The sequence below is a fragment of the Enterococcus sp. AZ191 genome, assembly GCF_051713845.1.
Lineage (GTDB): Bacteria > Bacillota > Bacilli > Lactobacillales > Enterococcaceae > Enterococcus_B > Enterococcus_B durans.
Genome location: NZ_JBIOQS010000001.1, coordinates 964,717 through 984,301, shown reverse-complemented (window position 1 = coordinate 984,301; position 19,585 = coordinate 964,717). Strand labels below are relative to the sequence as shown.

Annotated in this window: 23 protein-coding genes; 7 read left to right on the top strand and 16 right to left on the bottom strand. The window is 37.1% G+C overall.

Annotated features, from left to right (window positions below; all coding sequences use genetic code 11):
* The first annotated feature begins 37 nt into the window (after nt 1–37).
* The gene (locus tag IGI47_RS04680) at nt 38–841 is read left to right on the top strand and encodes a hypothetical protein (protein ID WP_438783497.1); all 804 of its coding nucleotides are present in this window, start codon (nt 38–40) and stop codon (nt 839–841) included.
* Nucleotides 842–1,031: 190 nt separating this feature from the next.
* Here the strand turns inward: IGI47_RS04680 and IGI47_RS04675 are convergent, their stop codons facing one another.
* From IGI47_RS04675 to IGI47_RS04665, 3 genes are all read right to left on the bottom strand, one after another.
* Complete coding sequence (locus tag IGI47_RS04675; protein ID WP_438783496.1) at nt 1,032–1,676, bottom strand: GNAT family N-acetyltransferase; 645 nt, start codon at nt 1,674–1,676, stop codon at nt 1,032–1,034.
* Between the two features lie 87 nt (nt 1,677–1,763).
* Nucleotides 1,764–2,684: a UDP-N-acetylmuramate dehydrogenase gene (gene murB, locus IGI47_RS04670; RefSeq protein WP_438783495.1), complete on the bottom strand. Its 921-nt coding sequence runs from the start codon at nt 2,682–2,684 to the stop codon at nt 1,764–1,766.
* Between the two features lie 70 nt (nt 2,685–2,754).
* A complete protein-coding gene (locus tag IGI47_RS04665) occupies nt 2,755–3,675 on the bottom strand; it encodes a Gfo/Idh/MocA family protein (protein ID WP_438783493.1) in 921 nt (306 codons plus the stop codon).
* A gap of 105 nt (nt 3,676–3,780) precedes the next feature.
* Between IGI47_RS04665 and IGI47_RS04660 the strand changes: the two genes are divergently transcribed.
* Together IGI47_RS04660 and IGI47_RS04655 are read left to right on the top strand one after the other, a co-directional pair.
* On the top strand, nt 3,781–4,533 hold the full coding sequence (locus tag IGI47_RS04660; RefSeq protein WP_311930107.1) for an exodeoxyribonuclease III: 753 nt from the start codon (nt 3,781–3,783) through the stop codon (nt 4,531–4,533).
* A gap of 219 nt (nt 4,534–4,752) precedes the next feature.
* Nucleotides 4,753–5,286 (top strand): 3'-5' exonuclease, encoded by a 534-nt coding sequence (locus IGI47_RS04655; protein ID WP_438784445.1) that lies wholly within the window; start codon nt 4,753–4,755, stop codon nt 5,284–5,286.
* A 308-nt stretch (nt 5,287–5,594) separates the two neighbouring features.
* Here IGI47_RS04655 and IGI47_RS04650 read toward each other — a convergent pair whose 3' ends face one another.
* From IGI47_RS04650 to IGI47_RS04635, 4 genes are all read right to left on the bottom strand, one after another.
* Nucleotides 5,595–6,116: a GNAT family N-acetyltransferase gene (locus tag IGI47_RS04650; protein WP_311930106.1), complete on the bottom strand. Its 522-nt coding sequence runs from the start codon at nt 6,114–6,116 to the stop codon at nt 5,595–5,597.
* Nucleotides 6,109–6,582, bottom strand: a complete 474-nt coding sequence (gene tsaE, locus IGI47_RS04645) for a tRNA (adenosine(37)-N6)-threonylcarbamoyltransferase complex ATPase subunit type 1 TsaE (protein WP_311930105.1) — start codon at nt 6,580–6,582, stop codon at nt 6,109–6,111. The genes IGI47_RS04650 and tsaE overlap by 8 nt, the downstream gene beginning before the upstream one ends.
* Nucleotides 6,583–6,795: 213 nt before the next feature.
* Complete coding sequence (gene pta, locus IGI47_RS04640) at nt 6,796–7,776, bottom strand: phosphate acetyltransferase (protein WP_438783492.1); 981 nt, start codon at nt 7,774–7,776, stop codon at nt 6,796–6,798.
* Nucleotides 7,777–7,928: 152 nt separating this feature from the next.
* Entirely contained in the window at nt 7,929–8,609 is a 681-nt protein-coding gene (locus tag IGI47_RS04635; protein ID WP_438783491.1) for a uracil-DNA glycosylase, read from the bottom strand.
* A 125-nt stretch (nt 8,610–8,734) separates the two neighbouring features.
* Between IGI47_RS04635 and IGI47_RS04630 the strand changes: the two genes are divergently transcribed.
* From IGI47_RS04630 to IGI47_RS04620, 3 genes are all read left to right on the top strand, one after another.
* Entirely contained in the window at nt 8,735–9,604 is an 870-nt protein-coding gene (locus IGI47_RS04630) for a Cof-type HAD-IIB family hydrolase (protein ID WP_438783490.1), read from the top strand.
* A 23-nt stretch (nt 9,605–9,627) separates the two neighbouring features.
* Complete coding sequence (locus IGI47_RS04625; protein ID WP_438783489.1) at nt 9,628–10,140, top strand: LURP-one-related/scramblase family protein; 513 nt, start codon at nt 9,628–9,630, stop codon at nt 10,138–10,140.
* 187 nt (nt 10,141–10,327) lie between these two features.
* Complete coding sequence (locus IGI47_RS04620) at nt 10,328–10,546, top strand: PTS transporter subunit IIC (RefSeq protein WP_438783488.1); 219 nt, start codon at nt 10,328–10,330, stop codon at nt 10,544–10,546.
* A gap of 115 nt (nt 10,547–10,661) precedes the next feature.
* On the opposite strand, the gene IGI47_RS04615 is transcribed toward IGI47_RS04620, so the two are convergent.
* The 5 genes from IGI47_RS04615 to gloA2 all read right to left on the bottom strand — a co-directional run bounded on the left by IGI47_RS04615 (nt 10,662) and on the right by gloA2 (nt 14,409).
* The gene (locus IGI47_RS04615; protein ID WP_438783487.1) at nt 10,662–12,209 is read right to left on the bottom strand and encodes a choice-of-anchor A family protein; all 1,548 of its coding nucleotides are present in this window, start codon (nt 12,207–12,209) and stop codon (nt 10,662–10,664) included.
* 336 nt (nt 12,210–12,545) lie between these two features.
* On the bottom strand, nt 12,546–13,112 hold the full coding sequence (locus IGI47_RS04610) for a GNAT family N-acetyltransferase (RefSeq protein WP_438783486.1): 567 nt from the start codon (nt 13,110–13,112) through the stop codon (nt 12,546–12,548).
* A gap of 54 nt (nt 13,113–13,166) precedes the next feature.
* Nucleotides 13,167–13,346, bottom strand: coding sequence for a hypothetical protein (locus IGI47_RS04605; protein ID WP_142421895.1), 180 nt, complete (start codon nt 13,344–13,346; stop codon nt 13,167–13,169).
* An 80-nt stretch (nt 13,347–13,426) separates the two neighbouring features.
* A complete protein-coding gene (locus tag IGI47_RS04600; protein ID WP_311930096.1) occupies nt 13,427–13,936 on the bottom strand; it encodes a hypothetical protein in 510 nt (169 codons plus the stop codon).
* Between the two features lie 92 nt (nt 13,937–14,028).
* Complete coding sequence (gene gloA2 / locus IGI47_RS04595; protein WP_311930095.1) at nt 14,029–14,409, bottom strand: SMU1112c/YaeR family gloxylase I-like metalloprotein; 381 nt, start codon at nt 14,407–14,409, stop codon at nt 14,029–14,031.
* A 356-nt stretch (nt 14,410–14,765) separates the two neighbouring features.
* Between gloA2 and pnuC the strand changes: the two genes are divergently transcribed.
* Nucleotides 14,766–15,509, top strand: coding sequence for a nicotinamide riboside transporter PnuC (gene pnuC, locus IGI47_RS04590; protein WP_081133949.1), 744 nt, complete (start codon nt 14,766–14,768; stop codon nt 15,507–15,509).
* A 191-nt stretch (nt 15,510–15,700) separates the two neighbouring features.
* On the opposite strand, the gene IGI47_RS04585 is transcribed toward pnuC, so the two are convergent.
* The 4 genes from IGI47_RS04585 to IGI47_RS04570 form a co-directional block, all read right to left on the bottom strand.
* Nucleotides 15,701–16,996, bottom strand: coding sequence for a hypothetical protein (locus IGI47_RS04585; RefSeq protein ID WP_438783484.1), 1,296 nt, complete (start codon nt 16,994–16,996; stop codon nt 15,701–15,703).
* A 77-nt stretch (nt 16,997–17,073) separates the two neighbouring features.
* Nucleotides 17,074–17,718 (bottom strand): pyroglutamyl-peptidase I, encoded by a 645-nt coding sequence (gene pcp, locus IGI47_RS04580; RefSeq protein ID WP_005877278.1) that lies wholly within the window; start codon nt 17,716–17,718, stop codon nt 17,074–17,076.
* A gap of 52 nt (nt 17,719–17,770) precedes the next feature.
* Nucleotides 17,771–18,715 carry a DUF979 domain-containing protein gene (locus tag IGI47_RS04575; protein ID WP_438783483.1) on the bottom strand — a complete coding sequence of 315 codons (945 nt, stop codon included), beginning with the start codon at nt 18,713–18,715 and terminating at the stop codon, nt 17,771–17,773.
* A gap of 1 nt (nt 18,716) precedes the next feature.
* Nucleotides 18,717–19,403, bottom strand: coding sequence for a DUF969 domain-containing protein (locus IGI47_RS04570; protein WP_005877274.1), 687 nt, complete (start codon nt 19,401–19,403; stop codon nt 18,717–18,719).
* Between the last annotated feature and the right edge of the window lie 182 nt (nt 19,404–19,585).

Genomic DNA, 19,585 nt, shown 5'->3' with positions numbered 1-19,585 from the left:
CTAGTATAATCTCTAGTATACGTGAAGGAGTTAAATGATGAATTATATTAAACGATTTTTTATGAATGGTACAAAAACTGCTGGCAGAGTCACCCACGGGATCTATATCCTCTTACGTGCCATCGTCACAATCATGTTAGTCGATCAATTGATCCAACAAAACATGGGTAATACATTTCTGTTATTACTCACTTTAGTTTTATTTGAAATACCTTATCTCTTAGAAAAAATACTTAAGATCCAGATTCCTAATATGTTAGAAATCATTTTAATTTCTTTTATTTTTAGTTCGACAGTTTTAGGTGAATTGAGCGATTTTTATGGGTATTTTTCTATGTGGGACACATTTCTTCATGCATTAAGCGGCTTTTTAGCTGGTGGAGTAGGCTTTTCATTGGTCTATTTACTCAACAAAAATACAAAAACAATGAATTTGACCCCTTTGCTTCTTGCTATTGTTTCTTTTTGTTTTTCAATGACCGTTGGTGTCGCTTGGGAATTTGTTGAATTCTCAGCCGATCATTTATTCCAATTAGATATGCAAAAGGACACACTTGTTCAACAAATAAATAGTGTAGAACTCAGTAAAGATGGAAATACTGTTCACATCATCCCTAATATTGAAAAAACCGAGATCGAATACAAAAATGATGCTGGAAAAACTGAAACAACTGTCATTTCTGGTGGCTATTTAGATATCGGTATCATGGATACGATGAAGGATCTATTTGTCAACTTTATTGGTGCTTTGACCTTTAGTATCTTTGGCTATCTTTATAGTCGCAATGACTATCGAAAATTCACCTTTATCAGGAACTTTATTCCTAGAAAAGCCAAGTGATACACTCGTAAAGTGCTTTGATACATCAGCGATTACACATATTTTTGAATACTACACAAAGAGGGTAAGATAAAAGTGAAATTGTCTTGCCCTCTTTGTTGAAGTAAATCACAGAAACGATCATAAACTATTCAAAAAAACAGCCGATATTATGAGAAAAGTGGAAAAATAATTTTCTTGCATCTTTTTCTCACTCCTTGAGATTACATTTTTCTTCCAGCCTTTTTTCTTCCGCAAAATAACTTCCGTTTTTTATAATTCCTTTTCCCTTTTCTAGCCGTTTCAAAACTTCCATTGCTAATGGATAATCTGAATTCTCACTACCATTAAAATTTTCAGAAAGAAGTGAAAATCCTAATTTTTGATACAACTTGATCGCTGGATGACTCCAAGTTTGCGTGTGCAGATAAATAGGCCGTTGTAGTTCTGCTTTTTGGAAAAGAGTAAGTATTTCTACTGTCAAAGCTTTTGCCAACCCTTTCCCCTGATGCTCAGGGACAACAGCCAACCAGTGGAAAAGTGGGTAAGTCCCGTCAAAACGCTCTTTGAACCATGCGGTACAAGTTCCAACTTTCTCTCCCAGATCATTCACAACGAACAACATTCGCTTCTTAAGCTCTTCCGGATATGGCGCAAATGAACGTTGAAAATAAATATGACCCTCTTTTTCATTCTCAAACTCTCCAACTGCACATTCAATTCTTACCCAATCACTTTCATCTCCTGGCTGATAATACTCAAAATGATATCCGTCTGCTAATAGAACAGAAGGTACTTCTGTATCGATAGAACGGACCATCCAAATTTCTGCGTAAGGTACTTGTTTGTCTAACATCCCTTCACTCCCTTTCATTTGTCATTCGTTTCTTCTTTTTTCTAATAAAAAAGAGCAACTTTGGTTACTAGCTGCTCTTACTTATGATTACCCGCGTGTTGTTATACTCTTTTTTTCACCAATGATGCGTACTTCTGTTTCCAAAGTCACATCAAATTTTTCCTTGATCACTTCTTGGATATGCGCAATCAGCTCGGTATAATCAGTAGCTGTGGCATGATAAATATTGACAATAAATCCTGCATGTTTCTCAGAAATTTGAGCGCCGCCCCATTTTAATCCTTGCAAACCAGCTTGTTGGATCAATTGTCCGGTATAATGCCCTACTGGACGCTTGAACACACTGCCACAAGATGGATATTCTAACGGCTGTTTTGATTGACGCAATTCTGTCAACTCCACCATTCGGCCTTTGATCGTTTCAAAATCACCAGCTGTCAATTGAAATCTTGCTTCTAAGACGATCCCATTCAACTCTTGGATAGCGCTATGACGATAAGAAAAAGCCATCTCTTCATTCGACAATGTTTTCATGGAACCATCAGCCAACAAGACATCTACTTCTGCAAAGACATCTTTGATCTCGCCACCATAAGCACCTGCATTCATGTAGACGGCTCCGCCAATGCTTCCTGGTATCCCACAAGCAAATTCAAACCCTGTTAAAGAAGCATCAAGTGCTGCATATGTCGTATCGATCAATTTGGCCCCTGCTTCTGCAACGACCATTGAGCCTTCCACTCGTATTGCCTTCATTTCCGTCAGCATCAAGACTACACCGCGAATTCCACCATCTTGAACGATCAAATTACTGGCATTACCTAGTACCAACCAAGGTAAATCATGGATTCTGCAATAATCAACAACTTCTTTTACTTCATTTTTTGTTTTCGGAAAAACAAGCACATCCGCTGGTCCACCTGTTTTTGTAAAGGTATAATTCATCAACGGTTCATCAAACAACAGATCAATCTCTGGTAAGTTTTTAACTAAGTCTTCTTTATTCACTGAGGATTTTCCTTTCTTTTCAAACGTCCTCATCATTTTATCACGCTTAAAACAAACTTACCAGTCTACCTCACATCTGGTGTCTGATTTGTTTCCGTAACATTTCTTCACAAAGAGCATGACTCTGGTAGATGTTTTCTTGCCGTAACCCTTCGCTTCTTGTTGCGCCTGTTTTTATTTGTGCAAAAAATGACTGGACCATGGGCTCAAACCCACGTTTGACCAACGTATTTTCCCAATCACCAAATTTTTCTAGTTCCACGCCATTCGCTGTATGGATGACCATCTCTGTCAAATCATTGACTTCATACGTACCACTAGGACTAGACACTTGGTAGCGTTCCGTATTTGCACCACTAACTAGATCCATGACCAAAATAGCTGTTTGGTTTGCTGTTTCTAACTCTAAAATCGCATGATCCAAAAATTCTTTTGTTTCTTTGATCTGGCACTTCATTTGCACGACTGGTTCATCCAACAAATAGACAGAAGTATCAACTAAGTGCAAAAATAAGTCATAAATGACATATTCTGTTGTCTCTTGAGCGGCTACGCGATTTTTCTGTAATTGGATGATCCGTTTATCAGGGATTGCTTTCAGTTTTTCTACCATCGGTGCGAAACGGCGATTGAAGCCCACCATCAAAATCACTTTGTTTTTTTCTGCTAACTTTTGTAATTCCTGCACTTCTTCCAGATCGACACTCAAAGGTTTATCGATGTAGACATGGATTTTGTTTTCAAGACATTTTTTTGCCAGTTCATAATGAACACTTGTCGCTGCATGGATCATGCAAGCTTCAATATTATGCTCGATCAATTCATCGATCGTATCATAAAGATGTTCAAATCCATATTGATCATGGATTCTTTTTTTGGTTTCTTTATTTCTAGTAGCAAAATAAAAATCAATTTCACCCTGATTTTTTGCATAAGTTGGTAGATATGCTTTCTCTGCGATATTTCCTACACCTACTACTCCAATATTCATTTTCTTTTTCCTCCAGCCAAAATTCAGTTACTCTTATCTTACACTATTTTTAAAGAAAATGAGGTACAATAGAGTCACAAGATAAAAGTAAAGGAGCGTATCGATTTGAAATTTATCTCTTGGAATGTTAATGGACTTCGAGCTATCGTCAATAAAAATTTTCTTGAAGTCTTTAATGAATTAGATGCAGATTTTTTCTGCTTGCAAGAAACAAAATTGCAAGCTGGACAAATTGAATTAGATCTACCAGGTTATCATCAATACTGGAACTATGCTGAAAAAAAGGGATACTCTGGTACTGCAATTTTTGCCAAAAAACCCGCTTTGAATGTTTCATATGGTATGGGTATCGATGTTCACGATCAAGAAGGCCGGTTGATCACTTTAGAATATCCTGAATTTTTCTTGGTTACTTGCTACACGCCTAATTCTCAAAGTGAGTTGAAACGTTTAGACTATCGTCTAGAATGGGAAAAAGCATTTTATCTTTATTTAGAAGAATTGAAAAAGCAAAAACCTGTAATCATCTGCGGGGATCTGAATGTTGCCCACCAGAATATTGATTTGAAGAATTGGAAAACCAATCAAAAAAACGCTGGTTTCACGATGGAAGAACGTGAAGCATTCTCTCATCTATTAGCGAATGGATTCGTTGATACCTTCCGACACTTCTATCCTGATCAGGAAGGCGTTTATTCATGGTGGAGTTATCGTTTCAATGCTAGAAAAAATAATGCTGGATGGCGCATCGATTACTTTTTGACAAGTGATGATCTCACACCACGTTTAGCAGATGCAAAAATCCACACAACGATCATGGGGAGTGACCATTGCCCAGTTGAATTAGATTTAACTTGAACGCCTTGTTAAAATAAATTCTCTCAAAAAACAGCAAAATGCTAGTTTCTCTAGCGAACTGTTTTCTGGGAGAATTTAGTCTACTGATATTTCGTCTTTACACTTAGGAAAAGACCGTTTTTTTATCTTATTTTCGATCATTCCTACATACTTTCAACTAACCATTTCATTTATTGATTATATATGTTAGTCTTGCTATTTTAAGGAGGTTTTATGAATATGAATTTTGTCGCAATGGACTTTGAAACAGCGAATCATCAAGCTCACAGTGCTTGTTCTTTAGCCTTAGTGATGGTTCAAAACAGTCAGATCGTCGATGAGTATTATACGTTAATCCAACCAGAAACACCATTCTTCTGGCGAAACGTCCAGATCCATGGTATCCACCAGAAAGATGTCAGAAATGCGCCCAAGTTTCCTGATGTCTGGCAAGGAATCCAAAAGTATTTCCAACAGAACCGTTTAGTCGTGGCGCATAATGCCGCTTTTGATACAAAAATTTTAGCTGGTTGTTTAGATTACTATGGATTGGCACAACCTAATTATTTATCGTTATGTACAGTAAAAACCAGCCGTCGCTTATTCCCAGAAATGCCCAATCATCGATTGAATACAGTGTGTGAGAATTTAAACATTACTCTAAACAACCACCACGATGCGCTAGAAGACAGCCGTACCTGTGCAGAAATATTACTCTACCAAGAAAAACACTTTGGAACAGACCCATTGAAGAAATTGGTTACTTTTAAGTAAGGTTGTGAAAGAAGCGTCCAGCTCCGAGCAAATAAGAACTAGATTTCTAAAATAGCTTCCCATATTTTGGAAATCTAGCGCTTATTGCTGAGGAGTTGCTTCTTGAACACCATGAGTAAGGTTGTGAAAAGACCGTTCAGCTCCGCCGACAATAAGAATGGATTTTTCGAAACAGCTTCTCATGTTTTGAAAAATTCAGACTTATTTCAAGGAGTTGGTCTTTGAACACCGTGAATAGATTGTGAAAAGGCCAGGCTGCATCAAGCCTAAAATTCGCTTGGCTTTTCAATACCCCTATCTATCCCACACTAAATCAGTAAGCTCATTCGATAGACATCGAGAAATTCTCCGTTATCTTTCCTTGCCCCTCTTTTCATTGTAGCTTCGATTTGGAAGCCTAATTTCTTATAAAGATGGACTGCTCGCTCATTTCGTGTCTGGACATCTAATTCTAGTCTGAAAAGGACACCATTTTCTTTCGCCCAAAACAAAACTTCCTCAAGCATCATCGTTCCTAGTCCCATTCCCCAATACTCCTTTAAAATACTGATTCCTATTTCACCGATATGAGAAATCCGATATTGTTCTGCTGCTCTAACAGAAATCGTTCCAACGATTGTTTCATCTAGAATGGCTACAAGCAGTAGATTATTTATGCTGTCTCTGAGGTAGTCGATTTCAATAGCTAAGGCTGCTGGTGTTAGACTGGATCCTTTTTCATCCATGACTAGAAAATCTGTTTCTTGCCCCACCTTTTGCATCATTGCCAATACGTTTTGTGCATCTTCAGGAACTGCTTCTCGGATGATCAATGCGATTTCTTCAGTCATTCATTTTCCCCCACTGCTCCATGATCCGCTTTTTAAAATCTGATCCCTGCTCACCGTATGCGTGCAATTTCACATAGCGTTTTTCTAAATCTGTATCACTTTTTTCTAAAACCAGTTCCAAGTAATCTTCAGGCAAAGCTTCCTCTAATAGATTACCCCACTCGACTACGGATAAACCTTCCCCTTCAAAATACTCATCTAAGCCAAGATCAGCACCACTGGCTGCTACACGATAAATATCCATATGGTACAAAGGAAGTCTTCCCTGATTGTATTCACGAATGATCGTATACGTTGGACTTTTGATCATTTGGTCAATTCCTAGACCTTGCGCAATTCCTTTTGTCAAAGTCGTTTTACCTGCGCCTAAATCTCCAGTTAATACTAAATTATCTCTGGCCATCGCAACTTCCCCGATCACTCCAGCAAATTTTTCTGTCTGTTCTAATCCATTCAATTCAATCATTTCCTAAATTACTCCCTTAATCTGCTTTTTTGTCAGTATATCGTGTACAGCAAAATTTTTAAAGTAAAAAAAGAGGTTGGAACATTCGTCCCAACTCTCTACTATCCAATAACCAATATCTTGACTAACAATAAACTTTTTTAACTAGCTATTCATTAATGATTCACTAAGCATCTTGCCTACTTTAATAGACGAATAAATGAACTATCACTTTTAGTCAAGTAATGTTTGAGCAGCAGTGATGATTGCTAGTTTGTATACATCTTCTTCATTGGCTCCACGAGACAAATCAGAAACTGGTTTGTTCAGACCTTGTAAAATAGGTCCGATTGCTTCAAAGTTACCAAAACGTTGGGCAATTTTGTAGCCAATATTCCCAGATTGCAATTCAGGAAATACAAAGACAGTTGCTTGTCCGGCCACTTCTGAATTAGGTGCTTTCAGTTGAGCTACCGCAGGCACATAAGAAGCATCAAATTGAAGCTCACCATCAATCGTATATTGTGGAGCTAATTTTTTCGCAATTTTTGTTGCTTCCACTACTTTATCTACTTCTGGGGATTTTGCAGAACCCTTCGTTGAAAAACTCATAAGTGCAACTTTTGGATCGATATCGAATAATTCTGCTGTTTTAGCAGATTCTACTGCGATTTCTGCTAATTCTTGCGCATTTGGGTTTACATTGATTGCACAATCTGAGAAAACATATTTCTCTTGGTCGCGTCCACGTACCATGATCATTGCGCCACTTGTACGGCTTACTCCAGGTTTTGTCTTGATGATCTGTAAAGCTGGGCGAACTGTATCACCCGTTGAATGGATCGCACCGGATACCATGCCATCAGCAACACCCATATAAGTCAGCATCGTTCCAAAGTAGTTGACATCTTTCAAGATACTCTCTGCTTGTTCTTTGGATGCCTTTCCATTTCTACGTTCAACAAAAGATGCAACCATTTCATCCCACTTTTCGTAATTATTCGGATCAATGATCGTAAAACTAGATGTCTTGATACCACGTGCATGGGCTGCATCTTTAATTTCTTCTTCACTACCAATCAAAATAGGTTCAACCAATTCTTCTGCTTTCAGACGAGCAGCTGCTCCTAAAATTCTTGCATCTGTTGCTTCAGGGAAAACGATTTTAATACTCCGACGTACGATTTTGAATCTCAAACTATCAAACAATTCCACAAGATGACCTCCAGATATTTTTTATGTCTTCATCATACACTATTCAGAAAAAAAAGAACAGTTTATTTTATCTGTATTAGTCAAAAACACAATAAAAATGAAGTATTTCACATAATTTAAAAACTGGGCTATAACAGGAAAGCGCTGTTTTATTACACTGTTTCAGGTAGTTGCCAATCGATTGGTTGTTCCCCAAGTGCCAACAAAGCATCATTTGTTTTTGAGAAAGGTTTTGAACCTAAAAACCCACGATGTGCGGATAAAGGACTTGGATGTGAAGAAGTAAGGATGATATGTTTGCTTCTATCGATCATTTTCATTTTTTCCTGCGCAGGTTTACCCCATAAAATAAATACGACTGGTTGTTCTCGTTCATTTAACTTCTCAATGATCGTATCCGTTAGTCTCTCCCACCCTTGTCCTCGGTGAGAATAGGCTTGCCCTTCTCTAACGGTTAAAACTGTATTCAACAATAAGACACCTTGTTTGGCCCATGAAACTAAATTTCCATGATTTACAGGTTTGATACCTAGATCACTCTGTAGCTCTTTATAGATATTATTTAATGATGGTGGGATTTTCACACCTGGTTGTACTGAAAAAGATAATCCATGTGCTTGGTTGGCCCCATGATACGGATCTTGTCCTAAAATAACTACCTTTACCTTTTCATAAGGAGTCAATTCCAGTGCTTCAAAGATATGATACATGTCTGGATGGATTTTTTGTGTCTTATATTCTTTTTTTAAAAAATCTCTCAATAAGTGATAATATGGCTTTTCAAATTCATCAGCCAGAACATCTTGCCAACTATTATGAATGATTTCTTTCAAAATACTTCACCTCCAACACTCAGGATAACCCACAAATTCTTTCTTAACAAGTGGTAATCTTCGCCCTCAGTTGCCCCCTAATATGGTAAACTAAGTACAAGAAGCAGAAAGGAAAGATTCGACTTATGATCAAATTAATTGCATCAGATATGGATGGCACATTATTAGACGCGCATATGAGTATTTCAGAGGAAAACGCTGAAGCAATCCGCTTTGCAAAAGAAGCAGGCATCGAATTTATGGTTGCAACGGGTCGCAACTTCCAAGAAGCTCGCGCGGCCTTAGATGAAGCGGGTATTGATTGTGCCATGATCACACTGAATGGCGCACAAGTATTTGATAAGGACGGACACTCATTGTTTACTGTTCCGATACCAACCCTACAAGCAACTACTGTTTTGGACATTTTGGATGCAAACGGTATCTACTATGAAGTCTCGACCAACCAAGGACTTTATTCGGAAAACCAGGCAAAAAGAATTGAAAGCTTTGCTTCAATGGTGGCGTCTCATCTCCCCCATTTAACGTATAAAATGGCCATTGCGATGGCTTCGGCTAATCTTGAATTATTGCATATCAATTATGTAGACAGTATCCGCGACTTACTTGCGGATGAAAAATTAGAAGTATTGAAAATCATCTGTTTCCATACAGAAGGCCCACAAGTTTTAGGACCAGTTGGTAAAGAAATCAGCCAACTTGGTGATCTTGCGGTGACCTCTTCTGGTCAAAACAATATTGAAGTCAACCATAAAAATGCCCAAAAAGGGATTGCGGTGGCACATGTCGCACATGAAAGAGGAATACCATTAGAAGATGTGATGACGATCGGCGATAATTTCAACGATGTCAGTATGCTGCAAACGGCTGGTGTTAGTTTTGCAATGGGAAATGCTGAGATCGAAGTGAAAGAATATGCCAAATATATCACAGACACGAACCTTGAAGCAGGAGTCGGCAAAGCGATTTTAAGAGCTATATCAGAAAATCTATAATTTCCGAGAAAAGAGGGATAAGGATGTCAGAATTTTTCATTCAAGAAAAGCAACTTAGCCGTGCCACGCGTACTGTAGTCAAAAATGAAGCAGGAAAATCGCTTTTTTTGATGGTCGGACGTTGGGGAACCAAAGGTAATGCTTTGTCTCTTTATGCAATGAACGGAAATCTTGTCGCTCATATCAAACAAATCAGTCTTACTTTTGGGAATCGGTTTGAAATCTATAAAGAGTTTGAAAAAGTTGGTACCATGCAAAAAATATTTAATTGGCCGGGTGATTTTTATTACATTCGTCGCTTGCATTGGACTGTACAAGGAGATATTTACAACCATCAGTATGAAATCCATCATTTTAATCAGCGAATCATGAAAATGGATAAAGCAACACTTTTTACAGGCGATTATTATGTTCTTGATATTCCAGTCGAAGAAGATGCACCAATCTGTATCTGTATCGCTGCTGTATTGGATTACTGGCTCTATCGCAAGAATAATGGAAAAGATACGCCGCTTTCTTATCGTTTCGATTTTTGAACGAAACTATGTAAAAATCATTAGGCAACGATTAGTTAAAGGTCCTATCTTTTTCTGATTTCTTCTCTATTTCACAGAAGACAATGGTTAAGAATAGACCTAGTACCGAAATAACCTGCTACCTAAACCGCATAGATGCACCAAAATCTTTATGGTGAACTGCCACTGTTTATTTCTGGAGGAACCTATGGAAGCTTATGAAGAAACGAAGAATGATTCCTCTAAAAAAATGAGTTTTCCAATACCTGCAAAAATCATTACAGGAACGATTATCTCTTTTGTAGGATTTTCAATGATCATATTAAGGAGTAGTATCTTAGCCGAAACACTGACTGCGTTTAGTAAACTTTTCAACAGTGCATTTCACTTAACTGCTGTTGTACCTAGTAACGAGGCAATGACGTGAAGATTTTTTTACTTTTAAAGAAAAGCAATAAAGAAATAAAGACTAACTAAAAATGAGCCCAGATTTAAGAACTGATTAGTTCAATGAATCTGGACTCGTTTTTTTAGTTATCCATTCAATCCTTTTTTCTTCTATATATCAGGTATCCACTTACTACAACAATCACTATGATACCTACTACCGCTAACCATCGATTTGAAGTACTATTAGTTTTTGGTAATGTAATTGAAGCACTCTTATTATTTTGTGTTGGATCCATTGGTTTCGTATTATCAGAACCTGGATCAGCTAGGATTTCAGTAGTTGTATTGCTAATTGATGAATCTTTTCTTGCATTCACACGGGCTGGTCCTCCATCTAGATGACGGTTCGTGAGTGATTCTGGTGTTCCTGGTGTGTCTGATGTTCCTGATGTTCCTGGTGTTCTTGGTGTTCTTGGTGTGTCTGACGTTCCTGGCGTGTCTGATGTTCCTGGTGTGTCTGATGTTCCTGGTGTGCCTGATGTTCCTGGTTCTGTCGTACTTGGTTCTGTCGTACTTGGTTCTGTTGTACTTGGTTCTGTTGTACTACTTGTCGATTCTGATGTACTTGGTTCTGTTGTACTTTCACTTGTTGAGTCTGACGTGCTTGATTCTGTTGTGCTTGTTGAATCTGAATGGTCAGGAATATCAACTGGGAAAATTTCATTTGGATCCCAACGATTCGTTGATGCATTTAAGACCACATTGTTACCGATGATTGTTCCATCCATATTTTGATTGACTGTGATATCTGTATTTGGTGCAATGATCGTTCCTTGGAATGGTGTAGCAATCGTCAAGTTAGGTAGTGCACTACCAAAGTTCCAAGAAAGATTGGCATCAGAGAAATCTTCTGTTTCTTGATTGGTACGTCCATTATAATGGATTTGTGATTGAACACTAAAATCTGTCGGAGCATTGATCACATTCAATACAACCACTTTATTTTCCGGATTAGATATATTTAATGGTGTATTACCTTGCAACACTGAGGCATCAACATTTGCCAAGATGAAATTAGAGTCATCATTTCCTATCAAAACTATCGTGCGATTGTTCATATCTGGAAAATCAGCAGATGTAAATGTTTGTGTAGGGGGCATAGACATCAGTAAATCTGAACTACTTACAAGTTGTGCGAATTCTGAAGCAAAATCGATGTATGTTTGTCCAGGACGATCTTGATAAAACTCTTCTAGAGTCAAATGATCGATTCTTGAACCATTAATTACTGCTTTATCATTTTCTGATCCTGTAGCTACCGTTTCTCCCACAACAAATTTATTCACACGATTATCATTTTCTGAAGTCAATGAGGAACCAATCAATGAGTCAGTCATTTGAACATAACTGATTTCCAATTGCAAGTCTCCACTGATGATATCTGTACCAAAATTATTATTCGCATCTAGTTCTTTCGTTGCTATATTTCCATTTGTGTGTGCGTTAATAGTTGTTTTTCCCTTTGAAAAAACATGGAATTGAGAAGCAATCCCTAATGCACCATAATTTCCTGTTAGATCCGCATGGATATTTCCAGGATCTTGTGGGAGATATGTTTCTGCAACAACCGGTATTGACACCAATAGATTAAGAAACAGCACCGCAATAGCAATGATACTCCCACTTTTATTTTTTACCATTTATATTCTCCTTCTTTCACTCAAGCATACCTTCAAACAATAATAAATATTTCTTTAGTATTACGCTATAACAAAAAAATACTTTGATATTGTAAAACATTTGAAATGAAAAAGAAATGATTTTCATAAATTCTTTAACTATTAAAATATGGTATTAACGGCTATAAAATAGGGATTTATAATAAATAAAATAAAAAATGCAACAGCTTTTTTCAATATATTTACATAAAAAAAGAGCAGAAACTGTCTTTTTCCGCTCAAAAACTTATTATATGATAATTGTTCCATTCTCAATTAGATAATTAAAAAATAACTATATTTATACAAGAAAGTGCTTTAATCAAGTGTTTTCTGCATGTGATCATATAAATGTCCGCTAATTATCCGTTGACCGACTACTTTAAACCCGTGACGCTCATATAATTTTTTTGCCTTGGGATTTTGTTCATCAACACTCAGACCAATCACTTTTCTTTTTTCTTTTTCTGCTAACTTTGGTAAAGCAGAAAGCAATTTAGAACCAATTCCATGCCCTCTAAACTTCTCAGAAACAGAGATTAAGTCTAAGTACCATTCATTGGGAAATGTTTCTTGATCAATAAAGAGTTGTTCTGTCTCTTCGATCCCATGTTTTTTGAGGATTTCTTCTAGCGGCTTATCAATAAATGGTTCATCTGCATCTGTGTACCCGTAGGCAACTCCAGCTACTTTTCCATCTAATTCTTCGACGATCCCTCTTGTATAACTATACCGATAGGTAGGATCAGTGATTGCTTCCTCTAGGATTTCGAGGGTCTTTGTTGTTCCATATTTTTGTAAAAATGGCAGTTCCATATCATTCAAAATAACTAAAATAAGTGGTGCGATTTCGTGCGCATCTTCTTGTTTTGCATAACGTATCATTTATTTCTCTCCTTTTTTTCATTTTATCATACTGAAAAATAAAGAGCAAAGTCGTTATTTTAAATAATCTTCAATTTTTTGTGTCACAAAATAGCCATGTGTAACGATTCGTGCAGCTTCTGTACGGCAATACGGGCAAACAACAGGCATCTCTTCATCTTGATGTTCGACCACATTATTAACTTCTTCATAAGCAAATTTCTTTCCACAATTTGGACATTTCATTTTTTCCATAATTGAACGACTTCCTTTCATTCCTTTACATAAATAGCTTACTCTCATATCAAAAAAAAGAGAAGTGATAACACTTCTCTTTACGCTCTAATCAACAACCGTTGTGCCCGTTCATTATCCAACAAATCAACTTCATAATAGAGCTTGCTATTTTTGATCAAAAGCTGCCAGTCTTTTATCTTAGCTCTTTTTTGTCCGCATTGCTTCAATGCTTCTTTCATCGCGGCTTGCGGTGTTTTGACACTAGAAACTGCATCTATATCAAAGGTAGTGTAGGACCTTTTTTCTCCTGGATTTATCTCTGTTTTACCCGTTGTTGGGTCGATCACTACAACTTGATCCTGATAGATGAATAGATATTCAAAGGTGTTATTTGTTTGATTTTTTACATCTTTTTTGGGAATAAATTGGATAGCATCTACTTTTTCTTGATGCGCTTCCTCCTTAAAAATCGTTGTCGCCTTTTTCAATGAGATACGATAATCCTGTTCACTGATATCATCATAGCTAAATGTCGCATCCAACAATCCTAAAGACGCTGTGATGCTGATAATTACAATAATAGCTAAGCTAAAAATCACTTTTTTCATCACTTATCTCCTGTTTCTTTTTTTTCAGGATAACAGGATTTTTTCGAAAGAAAAATCGAATGAGTTAAAAAAAAAGTGACATTTTTGTTACATCACTCATGTAATTCTAATGGCAAGCCATCTGGATCAAAGAAAAAAGTCATTTTCTTTCCAGTGAACGTATCCTCTCTTATGCGTTCGGTCTCGATCCCTTTTTCATGGAGTTCCTTGATTGTCTGTTCGATGTTCTCTACTTTAAAGGCTAAATGCCTCAATCCACATGCTTCTGGATAGTTGGGGCGTTTTGGCGCATCGGCCATTCCAAAAATTTCCAGTTCTGCTTCGCCAAGTTTCAAATCCAATTTATGATCGTTGCGTTCCGGCCGATAATTTTCCCGAATAATAGCAAAACCTAATTTATTAACATAAAAATCACGTGATTTTTGATAATCCGATACAATTATGGCTACATGATGAATAACAGAAAGATCCATACTACTTCTCCTTTTCACTGGTTATTCTTTCATTTTACTCGTTTTGTTCTCAGAAAACAAAAAAACGGCAGAAACAGAAGCAACTCCTTCGAAAATAAGCCGAAATTCAAAAAAACTGAAACACAATTTTTATGAACCCCTTCTTATTTATCGGAGTAAAACACTTCTGTCCCGACCTCGTCTTTTCATTCTATAAATGTAAAGTTCTTGATATTCTCAAGAAAACAAGCAATTGTTATCATAACACAGATTATTTTTAATTGAAAGACTAGATTTTTTTTTAGAAAAGAATACAATAGGTTGTGTTATAAAAATTAACAAACACTACATTTAGTGTCTAAAGGAGCTTTATATAGATGAAATCATATTTTCGTTTTTTAGCACATCAGCTAAAGGGCTGGCCACAACAAAATTATTATTTATTCTTTTTTAGTCTTGGTTGTCAAATCATGACACTAGTCAACAGTCCAATCACTTGGCTATCCATTGTTGCCTTTATTGGAACAAATCTTGGTGTATTGTGTATTTTATCGATCAATGCAGCAAAATCTGTTAATGGTATTTTAGGTATATTATCTGCGATTTGCTTTATTATTGTCGGGTTTTCCGCTAAAAATTACTTAAGCATCGGCGAACAGATAGCCTATATGATTACTTTAGACATTCCAGTATTACTAAGTAAAGAATGGAATCATAACATGGCATCAAAAATCCGAAAGTTTACAGGAAAAATTTGGTTCATTGCAATCATCGCTACCATCATCGTTTATTTCGTTTCTGGTTTCTTGATTGGCACATACACAGATGATCCACGCCCGTGGGTGGATGCAATTGCTTTTTCAATCAGTTTATCTGCTGGTGTCATTAGCTTCTTACGTTACAACAATCAATACTATTGGTGGTTGGCTTCTGGATTAGCTCAAATGGTTCTATGGTATATCTCTTTTACCCATGGTTCTGCAAGTCTAGCAATGTTTGTCAATAGTTCTGTATACTTATTGAATGATGTACTTGCTTTCACTGTTTCTCCTTGGTATAACCAAAAGGAACGTGAACGGATGCAAAAAATGGAAGAGGACTATTACTCTCAACACGCTTAATACTTCCTCTTGAGAAAAGATATTCCTAAAAAATGCGGTAAACCATGGCTTAGAAATTTTTCTAGCCCTGGCTACCGCATTTTTTGATTTGTTGCTCACACTTCCCCTTTTTGAGATACTCAAGTGGGAATCTTCGCAATTTATTGTTTCCAATTTGAAATTCTGATTTTTTGCAATGTCATACTGTTCTTTTATAGTAACTCTTTTAGCAATCGTCTTATTTCGGCCTTATCAGACCTAGCAACATGTTCGATTTTTCGATAGTAGTGTAATGCTTCTTGTTGCTCTTTGGATAACTGGTAGCCTTCTCGCTCTAAGTGCTTCAAAACTGGCATTGTTCCTTTTTCCTTTACCGATTGTGCTAGTTCCTCCCACTTTTTTTCGGACACGATTTTTGATCGTGGTACTGTCTCTTCCTGTAACTCATAGGATTTTTGTTTTTTCTCTTTTCGTAATACCTTCAAAAAACCATTACGCATCACTCGTGGAATACTATCAAAAAACCCTTCTGAAAAACCATAGCGTACATACTGTTCCCACATAAACAAATAGATTGCTGGCTGGATAAAGCGTTGATCATGAGCCAATCTCTCGATTTCGGTCTTTTGTTGTCTTCCTACCATTTGCTTTGTTTTTCGCAAAGTTGTAATAAATGCCTCAAAAAAGGCAATAGATTGTTTCTTTCCGCCTTCAATTGAAATAGATGCCCAATCCTTTTGTAAAAAGATTTTATATTGATGGAGAAATGCTTCAACATCTTTTTCCAATGCATCAGAGAAGTCATCAAATAGTTCTTTTTTCACGCGAAGTGTTTTTGTACTGCCTGTAATTTGTTTTTCGATCTGTTTGATTTCATGGCTCAATGCTTGATGATCTGCAATATAAATAGGCATTTTAGCCAAACGGAAGTCTGCTAGACGTTTAGTTAGCTTTTCATTTGGAAGATAAGGATTCTTCAGTTTACGATTTTGGTAGAGCATAAAGCAATATTCTTGCCATAAATCTTCTGGGAACTCAATATTTTGCTGTTTCAGCCATAAAAGTTCGTCTAATGCTAGATCGACCTTGGTCATTCCTTGGTTGATCGACGTAGCAATCTGTGGACTTACATGGAGGTGTTCAGCAAAATGATTGATCCCCAATTTCAGCTGTTTTCCAGTCTTCGGTGATTTGACGACATACTGTACTTTCAGTTCTCTTCCACAATCACAATACAATTTTTGCTGCCTTCTTTTGGTTCGAAAAAAAGGATTGATCTTAAAATCTTCAAACACCCAATCTGTCGCTGCCAAATAGTTTTCTTCCATGAAGCGCGAATTGATCAGATAACGTCGATGCTGATCGACTAACTTTCTTTGGTCTTTTGTCAGTTTTTCATAGATCTCCCATCTTTGATTACTGGTATATTGTTTCGATATCTTGATGGGATAAGTCTTATTGATTTCTCTAGGGTACCATTCTTGAAGTACTTGTTGCCATTCTTCCACTACTTATTGTTTCCTCTCAAAAAAACAATCGACTGATAGATATCGTTTATCTACCAGCCGATGCTATCTTCTCTTTATTAATGAGTAGTTCCTGCGTTACCAGAAATATCCTCTTTATTTGTAACAGCGGCTTCCACAGCATACGTAAGTGAAGCAGCAATATCATCTAGTGACATCGACGGTGTGCCGGCTGGGCGATCAATCACTTGATCTGGTGAAAATGGTACATGAACGAACCCACCACGGATCGTTGGAAATTTTGTATTGATTAAATGAAGGAGACGATACATGATATCATTGCAGACAAAGGTTCCTGCTGTATAAGAAATATAAGCTGGAAGTCCATGATCATGAACGTTTTTCGTCATCGCTTTGATTGGCAATAAAGTGAAATAAGCTGCTGGTCCGTCTGGCTCCAATGCTGTATCAAATGGTTGGTTTCCTTCATTGTCTTCGATCCTAGCTTCTGCTAAATTGATCGCAACACGTTCAAAAGAAACAGCTGAGCGTCCTCCCGCTTGCCCGACACAAATAACGATTTCTGGTTGATGTTTTTTGATTGCTTCTTCTACCACTTGGCCGCTTTTAGCAAAAACAGTCGGTACTTCAACTTTAATGATTTTCGCGCCTGCGATTTCATCAGGCATTTTTTTCACTGCTTCATAAGCTGGGTTGACTTTATCTCCACCAAATGGATCAAAACCTGTTACTAATACTTTCATCTTACATTCCTCCGTTATTGTTAATGGACTACTACTTATTATAAAGTTTATGCTATTTAAATACAATCATATACACGATTTGGAAAACTAACATAAAGATAGCCACAAACAATTGATTCTTGATTACGCCATATTTATCTTTCATTTCTAACATTGCGACTGGCACGATATTGAAGTTCGCAGCCATCGGTGTCAATAATGTGCCACAGAACCCACATGTTAAAGCAACCATTCCGATCAATGCTGGATTTGCTCCTTGACTGAATACAAATGGTGCTCCGATTCCGACTGTCATTACCGTGATTGCTGCAAAAGCATTTCCCATGATGATCGTAAAGATAACCATCCCTAATGCATAGATGATGATTCCAACATCTACATTTCCTTCTGGGACGATCGTACCTACAGCATTAGAAATCACAGTACCAACACCAGCGCTAGTGAAGACAGCACCTAAAGAAGCTAACAACATTGGCAGCATACTTAAAGGTCCTACTGTGCCTAACATGTCTGCCGCATCATCCAAGAAAGTTGTTGGACGATTGTCTCTTGAGAAAAACATCAAGATGAGCATAGCTGCAAACACACCGACACCGACACCGACTAACGCTCCAAGTTTGGTGAATAAGGCAAATAAAATCGCAAACACACCAATACTCAAAGCAGGAATAAAGATTTTCATCCCTAATTTATCTGACATTTTTTCCATATATTGCTTTGAAGGTAACCGACTTTCACCTTTACTTACTTTTTGCGCAATTGCTGGAATCGTCATAGCAAAGATCAAGATCCCATTGACAAGCGCAGGTATCCAACGTCCACCGGCAATAACTACACCTAAAATTATCCAGAAAAATGCGGAACCATAACGATGTGGGTTGCTTTTATCGTTGATATTTCTGATTCCTGTATAAATAAGGACTAGACCCATGATAATATATAGTACTTCTAATAATTTATCTCCCAATAAAATTTCAGGACTTGTAAAAAAGCTCATTTTATTGCCCCTTTCCTGAATAATATTTCTTCGCTATTTTTTTCTCTTTTAGATAGAAGTAACCACTCGCAACCACTAATGCAACGATTGCTACTGGTATTTCAACTAAAGCTAATTGTCCTAATGTGACTTCATAGCCTAGATCTTTCAATGTAGATTGAACAAGCAATGCACCTGCTCCCCCTACAAACAGTACTTGACCAAAGAACCAGCAGATATTTTCCATTGCAGAAGACATCCCTTTTAATTCTTCTTCGTGTCTTGGATCGATTTCTAATCCTTTTGATTCAACTGTCCCTAAAGCCATTGGCATGATGATTGGTCGAACAAAACCTGCCACCCCACCAAAGCTGACATTGAATGCGGCAAAAATCATTCGAAATACACCGTAGATGTCAATGATCATTCCTGCCGATACTTTTCTGAAACGTTTGATTAAAGAAGCGGCTGATTCTTTCAGACCATTTCTTTCTAGTGTTCCTGTAGCAAGCATGATAATAATAAAAATCGCCATTCCTCGATTGTTGACAAAACTTGTCCCTAATGTTTCAAGCATGCCACCTATTCCTAGACCTCCTGTCAGTGCCGTTACAACTAGCGCCACCATTACGATCAAGATTGAGTCTAATTTAAGGGCAAAACCGACAATCACGATCAATACTCCTAAAAGACTAAGATAGTTCTCCATATGTTTTCCTCCCCCAAGATTACAAGATGTTTTTTTATTATAAATCAAAAAGCAATGAAAATATAGTCAAAATCCAATTAAATCGACTTCTTTTTGTGAAAATTCAGTCAATTCCATTAAAATCCGCTTTTTTTATTGGTTATTCTAAATTTCTTATTTTCTTATAATGACTCTTTCCAAAC

Excerpts from the sequence above, each read along its gene's own strand:
- gloA2 (WP_311930095.1), bottom strand. The coding sequence starts at position 14,409 with ATGGATCTTTCTGTTATTCATCATGTAGCCATAATTGTATCGGATTAT.
- IGI47_RS04575 (WP_438783483.1), bottom strand. The coding sequence starts at position 18,715 with ATGAGCTTTTTTACAAGTCCTGAAATTTTATTGGGAGATAAATTATTA.
- pcp (WP_005877278.1), bottom strand. The coding sequence starts at position 17,718 with ATGAAAGTATTAGTAACAGGTTTTGATCCATTTGGTGGAGATAAAGTC.
- IGI47_RS04605 (WP_142421895.1), bottom strand. The coding sequence starts at position 13,346 with ATGGAAAAAATGAAATGTCCAAATTGTGGAAAGAAATTTGCTTATGAA.
- pnuC (WP_081133949.1), top strand. The coding sequence starts at position 14,766 with ATGAAATCATATTTTCGTTTTTTAGCACATCAGCTAAAGGGCTGGCCA.
- IGI47_RS04610 (WP_438783486.1), bottom strand. The coding sequence starts at position 13,112 with ATGATACGTTATGCAAAACAAGAAGATGCGCACGAAATCGCACCACTT.
- IGI47_RS04655 (WP_438784445.1), top strand. The coding sequence starts at position 4,753 with ATGAATTTTGTCGCAATGGACTTTGAAACAGCGAATCATCAAGCTCAC.
- IGI47_RS04625 (WP_438783489.1), top strand. The coding sequence starts at position 9,628 with ATGTCAGAATTTTTCATTCAAGAAAAGCAACTTAGCCGTGCCACGCGT.
- tsaE (WP_311930105.1), bottom strand. The coding sequence starts at position 6,582 with ATGATTGAATTGAATGGATTAGAACAGACAGAAAAATTTGCTGGAGTG.
- IGI47_RS04615 (WP_438783487.1), bottom strand. The coding sequence starts at position 12,209 with ATGGTAAAAAATAAAAGTGGGAGTATCATTGCTATTGCGGTGCTGTTT.
- IGI47_RS04680 (WP_438783497.1), top strand. The coding sequence starts at position 38 with ATGAATTATATTAAACGATTTTTTATGAATGGTACAAAAACTGCTGGC.
- IGI47_RS04630 (WP_438783490.1), top strand. The coding sequence starts at position 8,735 with ATGATCAAATTAATTGCATCAGATATGGATGGCACATTATTAGACGCG.
- IGI47_RS04620 (WP_438783488.1), top strand. The coding sequence starts at position 10,328 with ATGGAAGCTTATGAAGAAACGAAGAATGATTCCTCTAAAAAAATGAGT.
- IGI47_RS04600 (WP_311930096.1), bottom strand. The coding sequence starts at position 13,936 with ATGAAAAAAGTGATTTTTAGCTTAGCTATTATTGTAATTATCAGCATC.
- IGI47_RS04650 (WP_311930106.1), bottom strand. The coding sequence starts at position 6,116 with ATGACTGAAGAAATCGCATTGATCATCCGAGAAGCAGTTCCTGAAGAT.
- IGI47_RS04665 (WP_438783493.1), bottom strand. The coding sequence starts at position 3,675 with ATGAATATTGGAGTAGTAGGTGTAGGAAATATCGCAGAGAAAGCATAT.
- IGI47_RS04675 (WP_438783496.1), bottom strand. The coding sequence starts at position 1,676 with ATGTTAGACAAACAAGTACCTTACGCAGAAATTTGGATGGTCCGTTCT.
- IGI47_RS04570 (WP_005877274.1), bottom strand. The coding sequence starts at position 19,403 with ATGGAGAACTATCTTAGTCTTTTAGGAGTATTGATCGTGATTGTCGGT.